This is a genomic window from Sphingomonas hankyongi (genome assembly GCF_023516575.1).
Lineage (GTDB): Bacteria > Pseudomonadota > Alphaproteobacteria > Sphingomonadales > Sphingomonadaceae > Sphingomicrobium > Sphingomicrobium hankyongi.
Window position 1 is genome coordinate 206,178 of record NZ_JAMGBE010000002.1, and the last position, 14,453, is coordinate 220,630.

Sequence of the window (14,453 nt, forward strand, 5' to 3'; positions counted from 1 at the left end):
GCCTCGTGAGCCTGTTCCCCGAACCGCTTAAGATCCCGGATTTCCGCGCTTTCTGGCTGGCAAGGCTGGCGACCACCGTCGCCCAGATGGCGATGGTCATTGTGATCGGTTGGCAGGTCTACGACATCGCCCGGCGAACGATGAACGTGCACGAGGCGGCTTTTCAGCTCGGCCTCATCGGCCTCGTCCAATTCGTACCGTTGTTCCTTCTGACGCCCATTAGCGGCTGGGCGGCGGACCGCCTTGACCGCCGGCATGTCGCGCGCGCCGTCATTGGGCTTGAGCTGATCTGCGCGCTCATCCTGTTCGTCGCGACCTGGACCGGCGCGATCAGCCTGCCGATCCTGTTCGGGATCGCGGCGTTGCTCGGCGTCGCGCGGGCGTTCGCCGGACCGGCGCTCGGCGCTCTCGCCCCCAATCTTGTTCCGCGCGAGCTTCTGCCCCGAGCGATCGCTTTAAGCTCGACGGCCTGGCAGACTGGGGCGATTGCAGGGCCTGCGATCGGCGGACTGGCCTACGACGCGGCTCATTACGCGCCCTACGCCATCAGCGCCGCCCTTTTCGCTTTCTCCGCCGCTTGTCTCTTCCTCATTGGCCCCGTCCCGCGCACCGTCATCGAGCCGGGCAAGCCGCTGCAGCGCATGGCCGAGGGCCTGCGTTACGTCGGCCACAATCGGCTCGTGCTGGGAGCGATCACGCTGGACCTCTTTGCGGTGCTCCTGGGAGGCGTCACCGCCATGCTTCCGCTCTACGCTCGGGACATCCTTTATGTCGGGGCGCAGGGGTTGGGCCCGCTTCGCGCGGCGCCTGCATTGGGCGCGACCCTTACCGCCATCCTTTTCTCGATTTATCCGCTTAAGACGAATGTGGGCGTGAAGATGCTCGCGGCAGTCGTGGTCTTCGGCGCCGCGACCGCAATCTTCGGTATCTCTAAATCTTACCCGCTCTCACTTGCAATGTTAGCTTTGCTTGGAGCGGCGGACATGTTCTCTGTTTACATCCGCCAGTCGCTTATCCAGCTGCACACGCCCGACGAGATGCGAGGTCGCGTCGCGGCCGCCTCCACCCTGGCGATTTCCGCCTCGAACGAGCTGGGCGAGGCACGCAGCGGTTTCGCGGCATCCGCACTTGGACCGGTGATCGCCACCGTCGCCGGCGGCGTCGCCGCCGTGACGGTCACTCTGCTTTGGGCCTGGCTCTTCCCGGAATTGCGCCGCGCCAGGACGTTCGAGCCGCCCGACGAACCCCCGCCAAGCGAAGCCACGGTCGTGTCGGACGGCGTCTGAACGCTTGCAAATGGCGGTGAAGCGCACGATTTGCGCCCCGCACAACCAGAGGAGCTCGAAGCGCATGAAAGCCGGCAATATCCTCGAGACGATCGGCAACACCCCGCATGTGCGTCTCAACCGCTTGTTCGGCGATCGCGCGGAGGTTTGGATCAAGCAGGAGCGGGCCAATCCGGGGGGCTCGATCAAGGACCGTATCGCTCTTTCCATGGTCGAGGACGCGGAGCGCAGCGGGAAGCTGAAGCCGGGCGGCGTCATCGTCGAGCCGACGTCCGGCAACACGGGCATCGGCCTTGCGATGGTTGCTGCCGTGAAGGGTTACAAGCTCATCCTCGTCATGCCTGACAGCATGAGCATCGAACGCAGGCGCCTCATGCTGGCGTTCGGAGCGACGTTCGACCTCACTCCGCGCGAAAAGGGCATGAAGGGTGCGATCGCCCGGGCTGAGGAGATCGTCGCTTCCACCGAGGGGGCGTGGATGCCCCAGCAGTTCGAGAATCCCGCAAATCTGGAAGTTCACCGGCGCACGACCGCGCAAGAGATCTTGCGCGATTTCGCCGATTCTCCGCCCGATGCTCTGATCACCGGGGTCGGCACCGGGGGCCACATCACGGCCTGCGCGGAAGTGCTCAAGGGCGAATGGCCTGGCCTCAAGGTGTTCGCGGTCGAGCCGACATTGTCGCCGGTGCTTTCCGGCGGCGACCCCGGGCCTCACCCGATCCAGGGCATCGGCGCGGGCTTCGTTCCGGCGATCATGGATGTCGGGCTGCTCGATGGCGTGATCCAGGTCGATCCGAATGATGCCAAGGAAATGGCTCGTCGCGCCGCCCGGGAGGAAGGAATGCTCATCGGCATATCTTCCGGCGCCACCCTTGCGGCCATTTCGCAGAAGTTGCCGGAACTGGGCGATCGCGCCCGGGTCATCGGCTTCAACTACGACACTGGCGAGCGTTATCTGTCGGTTCCGGATTTCCTTCCCGAAGAAGCTTAAGGCCCCGCTAACCTCACTCGTTCGCCGACCGGTTAACTCCGGATCGGTTAAGACTCGCGCGGGCCGCCTACTCGATACGCGACCCGCGTTCGTATCGGTGTGGGGACAACATGCGAAGGTCACGGTTCGTCAGTTCTGTGCAGACTGCGGAAGCAGCCAAGCCGTCTCTCTGGGAAGCGCTGTGGTTCGATCTGCGGTCTCCGGAGACGAGCGATGATGTTGCTCTCTCGGAATGGCGCATCGGCGGCCTCGACCACGTCGCCTTCCTGCTGGGCGTGACGCACCTTCTCGTCGCGATTACCAGCGCCGTCCTCTCGCCATCGCTCTCTTACGCACAGTCGCTCGACAACCCGCTGATCCCTTCGGTTCTAGTGGTCGTGCTCGACGTCATGGCCGCCTCCGCCCTTCTGACGCGGGACCGGTTCAATCTGGCTCCGCACACCATCGTGCGATGCCTGTGCCTGTATATCGCGCTCGTCGGTCTGGCTTGGACGTGGTTTGGCCATGCGGTCGCGGACGATCGTTACGTGACAGCAATCGCCGCGGGCCCCATCGCGCTTTGCGCGGGCATCGCGATGGGCGCGATCGTCTCGATCAATTCGCCGCCCCTGGCGGTCGTCAATGCAATCGTCTCGGCAATCGCGGCGATCATGCTCGCGAGCTCCCCGCTGGTTCCGATCGGCGTGGAGATCATCGCACTCGTGCTCGTCTGTTACAGCGTCGCCAACGCCTCCGGCTTCATCGCGACAGGCCGCAAACGGCTGAGCCTCGAAGCGCACGCGCGCAAGGCGCAGCATTTTGTCGATGAGTTCGAGAACAGCGGCCGGGGCTGGTTCTGGGAAACCGACTCGCTCGGGACCCTCTCCTACGTGTCCAGGCAGCTGGCCGACGATTTCCAGTGCGAACCGGAAGAGCTGCTCGGTCGGAAGTTCACGGACCTTCTCTCCGTCGACAAGGGCACCGACGCCCTGGAAGAGGGCAAGACCCTGGGCTTCCACCTGTCCGCGCGCTTTCCCTTCTCCGATGTGGTCGTCCGTCCAGCCAGCGACGAGGACGTCCACTGGTCCCTTTCAGGCAATCCGGTGTTCGATGAGCGCGGCCGCTTCCTCGGCTTCCGAGGGATTGGCACGGACCTTACCGAGCAGCGGAAATCCGAACGGGAGATCACGCGGCTCGCCCGCTTCGATTCCCTGACCGGGCTGCCCAACCGCGCGATGATGCGCCAGACCTTGGAAGAAGCGCTTCGCAATGCGGCCCACCGTCAAAAGGGCTGCGCGATGTTCCTGATCGATCTCGATCGGTTCAAGAACGTGAACGACACTCTCGGCCACCCGATTGGCGACGCCTTGCTGCGCCAGGTCAGTGAGCGCCTGAAGTCGGTGATGGGCAATCATGGACAGGTCGGTCGTCTCGGCGGCGACGAATTCCAGGCCGTGCTCCCCGGTACGGTGGACATCGGGCTTCTGGAATCGCTCGCGCGGACGCTGATCGAACAGGTTTCGCGTCCCTACATGATCGAAGGCCATAAGGTGACGATCGGGGCATCGGTCGGCGTTGCCATCGGCGATCCCGGCCGTGCCTGCGCCGACGCCCTGGTTCGGAACGCCGACCTCGCGCTTTACGCCGCGAAGGCCGCGGGCCGAGGGAAGCATTGCTTCTACGAATCTTCGATGCATTCCGAGGCGGCCGAGCGGCAATTGCTCGAGAACGATCTTCGCCAAGCCATCGAGCGCGGCGAGCTCAGCGTGCACTATCAGCCGATCGTGCGCACCGCAGGCGAGGAAATCTCGGGCTTCGAGGCGTTGGTGCGCTGGCAACACCCGACGCGAGGTGCGATTTCGCCCGCCAAGTTCATCCCGCTTGCCGAAGAGGCAGGACTGATCGGTTCGATCGGCGAGTGGGTGCTGACGACTGCGTTGCAGGAAGCAGCTCACTGGCCAGACCACGTGCGCATCGCGGTCAACCTTTCACCTCTCCAGTTCAACGACCCGGGCGTCACGCAGATGGTTTCACGCCACCTCACAGAGACCGGCGTGCGGGCCGAGCGGCTTGAGCTCGAGATTACCGAAGGCGTGTTCCTCGCGGAGGGCGATACGACCGACGAGACTTTCGCCAAGCTCAAACAGATTGGCGTTCGCCTCTCCCTCGACGATTTCGGCACGGGCTACAGCTCCCTCGGCTATTTGAAGAAAGCGCCATTCGACAAGATCAAGATCGACCAGAGCTTCGTCAGAGGCGCGTCCTCCAGCACCAACCGCAACGCCGCGATCATCCGCGCGATCGTCACGCTTGCCGAAACCCTTGGCATGGACACCTGCGCCGAGGGGGTTGAGACTCATGATGACCTCCAGCTGATCCGGGAGCTCGGTGTCAGCATGGTGCAGGGATATATTTTCGGGCGGCCGAGCGAGTCAGAGACGGCCCGGAGCCTCGCCAATACCGTGACCGTCGAAGCCGACGGCTATCAGTGCATTCGCGAGCCGCGCCAGCGCCTGATGCGGCGAGCGGTCGCGATCATCGACGGCGACAGGACGGATCTGAAGCTGCGCAACATTTCTTCCATGGGCGCGCTTGCCGAATGCGACACACCGGTGATGCCGGGCGCGGAGCTTACGATCGATATCGTCGGCGTCGGGCCCGTGCGCGGCGTCGTCCGCTGGGCCCATACAGGTCAGTTCGGGGTGCAGTTCGGCGAGCGTTTCGACCTGGGCCGGCTGGCACCCAAGAAGCGGAACACCAACGACGTGACGATGCTGCGACCATGGTACGTCGACCAGCGGGAAGCCGGCTGAGCGGTCCCCTTACCGACTGGCCATGCGGCCCATCGCCGCCCTGTCCTTCCCGTAAAAATCGTCGAAATAGACAATGGACGATCCGCTCGGGACCGCTGTCAGATAAGTGATGTAAAGCGGCACCGGCGACGGCAGATTGACCTTCTGCTCCGCTCGCGCCCCCTGCGGGCTCGGCGCGCGACCGTTGAACAACCAGCGCGCGAGGCGACGCGCATCCTCAAGGCGCACGCAACCATTGCTCTGCAGCCGCGCCGCTTCCTCGATCTTCTCCTTCTCGGGCGTATCGTGAAGCCAGATGCCCTGCTCATTCGGGAACATGAACTTCATCTTGCCCATCGAATTGGCGGGGCCGGGCTTCTGGCGCAGGCGCACCTGTACCTTGCCGGCGACGACGTCGTGCCAGTTTACGGACATCGGGTCGATCACGCGTGCGTGATCGCTCCAGTCGGACATCAATTCGTAGCCTTTCTCGTTGAGATAGGCGCGCCCGCGCTTCACGACGTTAGGCGCGAGCCGGCGCGCGGTGATGTCGGAAGGCGAGTTCCAATAAGGGTTCAATGCCACGTAGCGGATGAAGGCATTCATCATCGGCGTCTGCGCGATAGGGTCTGGCCGACCAGCCACCACGCGCATCGAGTCCACGACCTGGCCGTTCTCGTACATGTAGAGACGCGCCGCCGGAGCATTGATGATCACATAGCGCTGCTTCCCCGGCGGAAGTGCGCGCGCCCGTTCGAGGTTGACTGTGAGCAAACGCCGCTCGGCTTCGGAACGGTACATCCGGCTCGCAAGCGCCTGACGCAGTTTGCCGTAGATCGGGTTCATCCAGCCGAGTTGCTGCACATAGTTGGCAAGGGAGGGCGCAGCTGCCGCATCGGCCAGGATCGACTGCGCAGACGGGGGGAGAGGCCGCAGCTCGCGATCGACATAGACCACTCCAACGTTGGGGTCGTGCCGGGTGTCACGCACATAAGCGACCAACGCCTGGCTCAGCATGGTCTCGGCGCGTTGTACCGCCGCCGGGTTGCCGGTCGACGCAGCCTGCACCGCCCTTTCAAGCCCGCGTGCATTGTAGCGGCGCGGGTTGAGATTGTCGGCCTGCGCCGTGCTGATGAGTTGGACGAGTTGCTGCGCCGCATCTCCCGATCCGGAGCGGAACCAGAGCGATGCGCCGTTCCGAGCAGCGTAGAATGAGGTCACATCGGCGTTCGCCCGCTCGGCACCATATGCTGGCGAAACGACAAGCGAGGCCGGCGCCGCGAGGAGGCCGGCCGCAGCGGTCAGAGCCAAGCCGCGGAACGCCTTGCGCGGCCAGGGGCCGCCCCGAATTTCACGCATCTAGTCGAACTCTCCCATGGTCTCGCCGGCGAATGCGCGCACAACGCGCGCACCCACGTTTAGGTTACAGCGAGGAGGCCAACATAATCCAGAGTGGCTGAACATGCGCCTAACCCCCGGCGAAAAGCCACGTGAGCTCAGGGGCTTGCACAAAAAAGCGCCGGGCGAATGCCCGGCGCTTCCCTTTCTTGCGGTGCCGTTAGTAACGGCGGGTGAGATCGACGTCCCTCACATAACCGCGGTAATCGACGGTGCAGCTGAACGACAGGTCGGGCTGGTAATTGTAGCCAAGCGCGCCGTAAGCGCCGACGCCATACGGGCCGTAATTATTGTAGGCATACCGACCGCTGCTTGCGAGGCCGCGCACGCGGACTGAGCTGCTGTGTGGCGTCACCGAAGTGATGCTTACAACGCGACCGGACATATTGGTCGGAAGTCCAACCATCGAGCCCAGGATGCTCGCGATGCTGGTGCGGTTAGCCAAGCGGTTCTGCACAGCCGCAGAACACTGCTGAGCAGCAGCATTAGTGTTCATGCCATAGGCACCATAAGCGCCGTAGCCGCTATAACCGTTATAGCCGTAGGGATTGCTATAACCGTAAGGGCTATAGCCATACTGGTAGTACTGAGCCGCGGCGGGAGCAGCAGCGGCAAGCGCTGCGAGGCCTGCGCCACCGGCGAGCATTTTCATCATCAGTTTCATGACTCGTTCCTCCTTCGACTGGAGTCTTCGAGAGTAAAACGCGCTCCCCCCGGCTGATGGGCTCTTAGTTCGTCGTGCGCGACATTCGACTCGTCGCAACAGCGTGAACGTAAGATAAATGGTAGGCAGCGCGCTTTACCCACGCGCTCGAGGGGTAATCGTCCGGGGGCGCGACCGCGATTCGAGCCGACGCGGCACAATATGTGCCCGTCTAAGTGGCTGCGATGTCAGGATTTCACCTGCGCGATCCACTCCAAAGCTGTTATGTTTGGCGCACTGGGGAGTGCAGCATGGACCACACATTCGCGATGAAATTGCGCAACGCAGCCGTCGGCGTCGGCCTCACGGTCGTAGTTATGGGGACCGCGCTCGCGGTAGCTTTTCTCTAGGCGCGTCGACCTAGGAAGCGGCCCGACAGCTGTAGAGGGCAATTGTCGGGCCGCCCTACACGCGTCCTCGGGGGATGAAGGGACGCTGCGGCGCGAACACGTCCTCTCCGCAGACGTTCCCGAACCTAATCTGCGTTAGCTCAGCCTAGAAGGCTTCCGCGGGCAACTTCATGATCGACTCTGCCCCAGCCTCTATCTTGCGCCGCAGGGCACCGGATGCGGACAGTTCCCGCTCGGCGAAGAACCGCGCTGTAATGAGCTTGGCCTGGTGAAATTCCTGGTCAACCGCTCCGCCGCTTAGCGCCTGAGAAGACGAGGCCGCCATCTTGAGCCACATCCAGCCCAGCGACACCAGGCCCATCAGATCCATGTAGGGATAGGCTCCCGCCCCGGCATTGTCGGGATCGGCCATGCCGTTCTGCGCGAGCCACATCGTCGCTGCCTGAAGATCGTCCACCGCCGGCTCAAGCGCAGCCGCGACACCCGCCGGATCGCCGGCCTGCTTCGCGTCTGCAATTTCGCGTCCGACAAGCTCCAGGAAGGTCTTGATCCCGCGACCGCCATCTTTCGGAAGCTTGCGGCCCACCAGGTCCATCGCCTGGATGCCGTTTGCGCCTTCGTAGATCTGGGTGATGCGGGCGTCGCGGACGAATTGCTCCATCCCATGCTCGCGAATGTAGCCGTGACCTCCGAAAATCTGCTGCGCCTCGACCGCCGTCTCGAACCCCTTGTCGGTCAGGTAGCCCTTGATCACCGGGGTAATCAGCCCGAGCAAATCGTCCGCCTGCTGACGTTCGTTTTCATCGGGCGAGCGACGCATGAGGTCGACCTGCAATGCGCCCCACAGGACGAGCGCCCTGCCCGCCTGGTTGTACGCGCGCGCTTCCATCAGCATCCGACGGACGTCGGGATGAACGAGCAGGACGTCTGCTTTGACTCCCTCTTCCCGCTCGTCCGCTTTGAGTGCCCGGCCTTGCCGCCGCTCCTTCGCGTAGGCGGCGGCGTTCTGGTAGGCGACCTCGCCTTGCGCCAGGCCCTGCAGGCCGACGCCGAGTCGCGCCGCGTTCATCATGATGAACATGGCGGCGAGACCCTTTTCCGCCTCCCCAACCAGCCAGCCCTTGGCGCCGTCGTAATTCATCACGCAGGTCGCGTTGCCGTGAATGCCCATCTTCTTTTCGAGGGCGCCGCATTCCAGCTTGTTGCGCTCGCCAATCGAACCATCGTCGTTGACCAGGAACTTCGGGACCACGAACAGGGATATGCCCTTCACGTTGTCGGGGGCTCCCGTAATTTTGGCGAGCACGAGATGGATGATGTTCTCGGCGAGGTCGTGCTCGCCGGAAGAGATAAAGATCTTGGTCCCGGTGATCGAATAGCTTCCGTCGTCGTTGGGCTCCGCCTTCGTCTTCAGCAGGCCGAGGTCCGTTCCGCAGTGCGGCTCCGTCAGGTTCATGGTCCCGGTCCAGCGTCCGGTGACCATCTTCGGGACATAAGTCTGCTTGAGCTCTTCGTTGGCCTTGATCAGCAGCGAGGCGATCGCACCGGCGGTCAGCCCCTGGTACATCTCGAAGCTGTGGTTGGCTGAGAGGATATATTCCGTGACGGCGGTACCGACGACCTGCGGCAGGTCCTGCCCGCCATATTCCTCCGGAGCTGTCAGCGTCGGCCAACCGGCCTCCACGAACTGCTTATAGGCTTCCTTGAACCCGGGCGGCGTCGTCACCGACCCGTCATCGTTTCGCTTGCAGCCATGCTCGTCGCCGACGCGGTTCAACGGCGCCAGCACTTCCGCGGCGAAGCGGCCAGCCTCATCGAGGATCGCTTCCACCAGATCCGGGGTGGCGTTCGCGAATCGCGGCAGGTTCGCGTAGCGCCCGATATCCAGCACCTCGTTGATGACGAATAAACTTTCGCGCACAGGCGCCGTGTACGTTGGCATTCACTTACCTCCGTGTCAGCAACTCCCCTATTCCGCCAGTCAACAACCGTCCAGCGGCTGTTCGGACGTGACGTGAATGCCTAAATAGGAGTCATGAAACGCATAATAGCCCTCGCCGCCGCCTCCTTGAGCATCGCATCGACCGAGGCATATGCCCAAACTGACACTGCCGTGCTGGCTGGCGGCTGCTTCTGGGGCATGGAAGCGGTCTTCGAGCATGTGAAAGGCGTCACCGACGTCGTTTCCGGCTATGCCGGGGGCTCGGCTCCCGATGCGAAATATGGGCGCGTGAGCTCCGAGACGACCGGTCACGCCGAGGCCGTGCGCATTAGCTACGACCCTTCGCGGATCAGCTATGGGCAGCTGCTGCAGATTTTCTTCACAGTCGCCCACGATCCGACCCAGGTGAACAGGCAAGGGCCCGACGTCGGACCGAGCTACCGGTCCGCGATCTTCCCGCAGAACGCCGGTCAGGAGCGGGCAGCGCGCACATTTCTTCAAAAGGTCGGCGCGAGCGGCGCCTACAAGAAGCCCATTGCTACAAAGATCGAGAAAGGCGGCTTCTTTCCCGCCGAGGCCGAGCATCAGGACTTCGCGCGGCGAAACCCAATGTATCCCTACATCCTCATCAACGATCGACCGAAAGTTTCGGCGCTAAGATCCCGTTTTCCAAGCCTTTTCAAAGCTTAAGCTGTTAAGATTTCACGCTTTATTCATCGCGGGGGCGACAAAGGGCCGGCCCCGCACTATATGACGCGCGAATGACGGGGGTGCCGCTCGCCAGGGCGCCTCTTGCCAATTCGGGCGGCCCGGAGAGCCTGATAATGCTGACGACCAACCCCTTCGACGACGACAAGCTGCGCGAGGAGTGCGGGATCTTCGGCATCTGGGGTGCCGAGAATGCTGCGAGCTTCGTCGCTCTCGGCTTGCACGCGCTTCAGCACCGCGGCCAGGAAGCCGCGGGAATTACGGTCTTCGACGGCAAGCATTTCCACTCGCACCGCGCGATGGGCCATGTCGCCGGGAACTTCGACCGCGACGACGTGATGCGGAAGCTGCCGGGCCGGACGGCGATCGGCCATGTCCGCTATTCCACGACGGGTGAAACCGCCCTGCGGAACGTGCAGCCCCTGTTCGCCGACCTTGCACAAGGGGGTTTCGCGGTCGCGCATAACGGCAATCTGTCGAATGCGATGAAGCTCCGCCGCACGCTCAATCGGCGCGGATCGATCTTCCAGTCCACCGGCGACACCGAGGTTATCATCCACCTCGTGGCCACCTCTGATCGGGGCAACAATCTCGACAAGCTGACCGATGCGCTGAAGCAGGTCGAAGGCGCTTATTCGCTGGTCGTCCTGACCGATGAAGGGCTCGTCGCGTGCCGCGACCCACTCGGCATTCGGCCGCTCGTCATGGGCAAGCTCGGCGAAGCGACGATCTTCGCGTCGGAAACCGTTGCCCTGGACGTCATCGGGGCCAGCTACCTGCGCGACGTCGAGCCGGGCGAGCTTGTGCTGGTCAACGATACCGGCATCCGCTCCTATCGACCGTTCGAAAAGGTCGCGCCGCGCCCGTGCATCTTCGAGCATGTCTATTTCTCGCGCCCGGACAGCATCGCCGAAGGGCAGTCCGTCTACGAGGTCCGCAAGAATATCGGTGCCGAGCTCGCCCGCGAAGCGCCCGTCGAAGCGGATTATGTGGTCCCCGTGCCGGACAGCGGCGTGCCCGCCGCGCTCGGCTACAGCCAGGCTTCCGCCATCCCGTTCGAGCTCGGGATCATCCGGTCGCACTATGTCGGCCGCACGTTCATCCAGCCTAGCCAGGAAGTTCGCCACCTGGGGGTCAAGCTCAAGCACAACGCCAATTCGGCACTGGTTCGCGGCAAGCGCATCGTCCTCGTCGACGATTCGATCGTCCGTGGCACGACCTCGGTGAAGCTCGTCCAGATGATGCGGGATGCAGGAGCGCGCGAAGTGCATATGCGCATCGCGTCCCCCCCGACGACGCACAGCTGTTTCTACGGCGTCGATACGCCGGAGCGCGCCAAGCTCCTCGCTGCGCAGATGAGCGTGGCGGCGATGGCCGACTACATCAATGCGGACAGCCTCGCCTTTATCTCCATCGAAGGACTCTATCGGGCGCTCGGCGAGGAACGGGACAACAATCAGCCGCAGCGTTGCGACGCTTGCTTCACGGGCAATTACCCGACGAGCCTTACCGATCTTACGGAGAAAGAGGGCGCGCCCTCGCTTTCGCTGGTAGCCAGCCGCTAAACGGCCCCCCATGACCGATTCGAGACCTCTTGAGGGCAAGCTCGCGCTCGTCACCGGCGCCAGCCGGGGCATTGGCGCCGCGACCGCAGAACAGCTGGCGGCCGCAGGTGCCCATGTCATCCTCGTAGCCCGCACTGCCGGCGCGCTGGAGCAGGTTGAGGAAAATATCCACGCAGCTGGAGGCAGCGCGACCATCGCGCCGCTCGACCTCACCGACGGTGATTCGATCGGAAAGCTTGCCAGCGCAGTCGCTCAGCGTTGGGAAAAATTGGACATAATGGTGCTGAACGCCGCGATGCTCGGCTCCCTCACGCCCGTGCAAGACATCGACCCCAAGGAATATTCGCGCGTCATCAGCCTGAACCTGCTCGCCAATCAGGCCCTCGTCGCCGCTTTCGACCCCTTGCTTAAGCGCGCCGAGCGCGCCGACGTGGTCGCCCTGACCTCGTCGGTCGGCACTGAGCCGCGAGCTTTCTGGGGCGCGTATGGCTCATCCAAAGCGGCGCTAGAAACCCTGCTCGGCACCTATGCCGACGAAACCTCGTATCTCGGCCGCTTGCGAGTTCACATTGTTGATCCCGGAGCGACGCGTACGCGCATGCGCCAGCTGGCATTCCCCGGGGAGGAACCGGAGAGCGTGAAGCCGCCGGAAGTAGTAGCCAAGGCTATTTTGGATCGAATTCTGACGGAAGCCGAGACGGGCAAGAAAGTCCGCGTCGAAGCATAAAAGCAAGGCTGCAGCGCCCGAGCACTGCAGCCCAGCTCAAATCCCTCGTGACCTTGCGAATCCTAGAACAGGATGACCAGGATGATGATCAAGAGGATCAGTCCACCGAGTCCAATATACATGGCTTTCCTCCTCGTGCTTGTGTCGGTGTGAACCGTTTCGCAGGCGAGTAGGTTCCGATATTCAGCGCTCCGATCGGACCCCTTCAGCGGCGCGTTCGCCCTTTAGCTCGATCTCGCCTTCGTCGAGCCCATCCCAATAATGGAGGCGCTGCGCATGGACCTTGATGAGGGTCAGCCCGGGCGTATCGATACCTTCCTTGAACCAGGCATCGAGGTCCTTGGTCCAATGCTCCTCGAAGCGGCCCTTGTCCTTGATGAGCTCCGCACTTCCTTCGATCGTAATGAAGAAGGGCTTCATGCCGAGCGCGCCCGACTTGCCCTGCAGGCTAAGGCCGACGTTCGCGTCTGACTGGATGTCGCGGATCGTGCCGGTGTCCTCGCACGTGAAAAAATAGGAATCGCCGTCGAATTCGACCTGACGATTGTTACTCATGGGCCGCGCGGCGATCTGCCCGGAGGCGGTCCGCGTCGACAGGATCGTGAAATCGATGTCGCGCATCTTCTCCGAAATATCTTCTAATTTGAGGTCCGCCATTTCGTTCGCTCCTGGATGGATGATCTGGCAGATCAACGCCGCGCCAGCTGTTGCGCTCCGGAATACGGACAAAGGTCGGTATCGGCTGCGAGCTAGGATTTGATCATCGTCACTTGCGCGACATCTATAACGCCGCCGCGGAAGCCGCCCTCGCAGTACATCAGGTAATAGCGCCAAAGATCGTGAAACCGCTCGCCGAACCCCTCGAGCTCACCGCGCGCCACGGCGAGATCATAGCGGATGCGCCATCGCTTGAGTGTCTCGGCATAGTCTTCGCCGAAGCTCTCACGGTCCTCCCACGACAGGCCGCGCTCCTGGGCCAATGACGCGAACCGCGGCTCATCGAGCAACATTCCGCCGGGGAAGATGTACGTCTGAATGAAGTCAGGATTGCGAGCGTAATGGTCGAAGAATTCGTGCTTGAATGAGATGAACTGCAGCGCTGCCTTTCCACCTGGTCTGAGGTTGCGCGCAATGCTGTCGAGATAGGCGCCCCACCAGCGCTCGCCGACTGCCTCGACCATCTCGACCGAGGCAATCGCGTCATACCGATCGTTTGTGTCGCGATAATCCTGCAGCCTGATTTCGATCTGCCCTGACAAGCCTGCAGCCGCTATCGTTTGTTCTGCCCAGGCTTTCTGTTCGGTCGAGAGCGTAAGACCGACAACGTGCGCTCCGCGAGCCGCGGCTTCGACGGCGAGACTGCCCCAGCCGCAGCCGACCTCGAGCAGCCGTTGGCCCGGCTTCAAGTTCAGGCGGTCGAGAAGCATCCCGATCTTGTGGCGTTGCGCGTCTTCCAGGCTCGCGTCCGGTGAGGGGAAGCGCGCGGCGCTGTACGTCATAGTCTGGTCGAGCCAGGCGGAGTAGAAGTCGTTTCCCAAGTCGTAGTGCGCGGCAATGTTCGCCCGGGCATTACGCGGCGCATTGTCCCTCAGCCGGTGAGCAATGGCATTGATCCAGCGGAACGGGCCCTTCGCCCGGCCGACATCGCCAAGCGGTCCGGCGTTCGACGAAAATAACTCAAAAATCGGCACGGGATCGACGCTGGTCCATTCGCCGAGCGTCCAGGCCTTGTACCAGCCGACCGAGCCGGACGTGGCGAGTCTGACCAGCGCGAGCCAGCTGTGCAGCTGCAGGTTGGCGGCAGGTCCGGCGCTTCGGAAGCCGAGGTCGCGGACGTTACCGTCGGGCAAGTGCATGTGGATGCCGCCGCGCTCAATCCCCTCTTCGATCCGGTCGAGCACATGCTCGAAAGCCGGGGCGAGGATACGCGCGACAGTTCCTCCGCCGGTGGCGAACCGGCGATCCGCATGCAGAAGATGCTCGCCGCGCGTGCTCATGGCAGCGCAGTTATG

11 protein-coding genes are annotated in these 14,453 nt (G+C 63.0%); 6 read left to right on the forward strand and 5 right to left on the reverse strand.

Annotated features, from left to right (window positions below):
* The first annotated feature begins 5 nt into the window (after positions 1 to 5).
* The 3 genes from LZ538_RS05750 to LZ538_RS05760 all read left to right on the forward strand — a co-directional run bounded on the left by LZ538_RS05750 (position 6) and on the right by LZ538_RS05760 (position 5,069).
* On the forward strand, positions 6 to 1,286 hold the full coding sequence (locus LZ538_RS05750; RefSeq protein WP_249831052.1) for an MFS transporter: 1,281 nt from the start codon (positions 6 to 8) through the stop codon (positions 1,284 to 1,286).
* 64 nt (positions 1,287 to 1,350) lie between these two features.
* The gene (gene cysK, locus LZ538_RS05755) at positions 1,351 to 2,277 is read left to right on the forward strand and encodes a cysteine synthase A (RefSeq protein WP_249831053.1); all 927 of its coding nucleotides are present in this window, start codon (positions 1,351 to 1,353) and stop codon (positions 2,275 to 2,277) included.
* Positions 2,278 to 2,387: 110 nt separating this feature from the next.
* Positions 2,388 to 5,069 carry a putative bifunctional diguanylate cyclase/phosphodiesterase gene (locus LZ538_RS05760; protein WP_249831054.1) on the forward strand — a complete coding sequence of 894 codons (2,682 nt, stop codon included), beginning with the start codon at positions 2,388 to 2,390 and terminating at the stop codon, positions 5,067 to 5,069.
* Between the two features lie 9 nt (positions 5,070 to 5,078).
* On the opposite strand, the gene LZ538_RS05765 is transcribed toward LZ538_RS05760, so the two are convergent.
* The 3 genes from LZ538_RS05765 to LZ538_RS05775 form a co-directional block, all read right to left on the reverse strand.
* A complete protein-coding gene (locus LZ538_RS05765; RefSeq protein ID WP_249831055.1) occupies positions 5,079 to 6,407 on the reverse strand; it encodes a L,D-transpeptidase family protein in 1,329 nt (442 codons plus the stop codon).
* Positions 6,408 to 6,606: 199 nt separating this feature from the next.
* Positions 6,607 to 7,110 carry a hypothetical protein gene (locus tag LZ538_RS05770; RefSeq protein ID WP_249831056.1) on the reverse strand — a complete coding sequence of 168 codons (504 nt, stop codon included), beginning with the start codon at positions 7,108 to 7,110 and terminating at the stop codon, positions 6,607 to 6,609.
* A gap of 534 nt (positions 7,111 to 7,644) precedes the next feature.
* Complete coding sequence (locus tag LZ538_RS05775) at positions 7,645 to 9,441, reverse strand: acyl-CoA dehydrogenase C-terminal domain-containing protein (protein ID WP_249831057.1); 1,797 nt, start codon at positions 9,439 to 9,441, stop codon at positions 7,645 to 7,647.
* 93 nt (positions 9,442 to 9,534) lie between these two features.
* On the opposite strand from LZ538_RS05775, the gene msrA reads away from it, so the two are divergent.
* The 3 genes from msrA (at position 9,535) to LZ538_RS05790 (ending at position 12,441) form a co-directional block, all read left to right on the forward strand.
* Positions 9,535 to 10,131, forward strand: coding sequence for a peptide-methionine (S)-S-oxide reductase MsrA (msrA, locus tag LZ538_RS05780; protein WP_249831058.1), 597 nt, complete (start codon positions 9,535 to 9,537; stop codon positions 10,129 to 10,131).
* A 134-nt stretch (positions 10,132 to 10,265) separates the two neighbouring features.
* A complete protein-coding gene (gene purF, locus LZ538_RS05785) occupies positions 10,266 to 11,714 on the forward strand; it encodes an amidophosphoribosyltransferase (protein ID WP_249831574.1) in 1,449 nt (482 codons plus the stop codon).
* A 10-nt stretch (positions 11,715 to 11,724) separates the two neighbouring features.
* The gene (locus LZ538_RS05790; RefSeq protein WP_249831059.1) at positions 11,725 to 12,441 is read left to right on the forward strand and encodes an SDR family NAD(P)-dependent oxidoreductase; all 717 of its coding nucleotides are present in this window, start codon (positions 11,725 to 11,727) and stop codon (positions 12,439 to 12,441) included.
* A 183-nt stretch (positions 12,442 to 12,624) separates the two neighbouring features.
* Here LZ538_RS05790 and LZ538_RS05795 read toward each other — a convergent pair whose 3' ends face one another.
* The gene (locus LZ538_RS05795) at positions 12,625 to 13,098 is read right to left on the reverse strand and encodes a pyridoxamine 5'-phosphate oxidase family protein (protein WP_249831060.1); all 474 of its coding nucleotides are present in this window, start codon (positions 13,096 to 13,098) and stop codon (positions 12,625 to 12,627) included.
* A gap of 92 nt (positions 13,099 to 13,190) precedes the next feature.
* Positions 13,191 to 14,438, reverse strand: a complete 1,248-nt coding sequence (locus LZ538_RS05800; RefSeq protein ID WP_249831061.1) for an SAM-dependent methyltransferase — start codon at positions 14,436 to 14,438, stop codon at positions 13,191 to 13,193.
* Positions 14,439 to 14,453 lie beyond the last annotated feature (15 nt).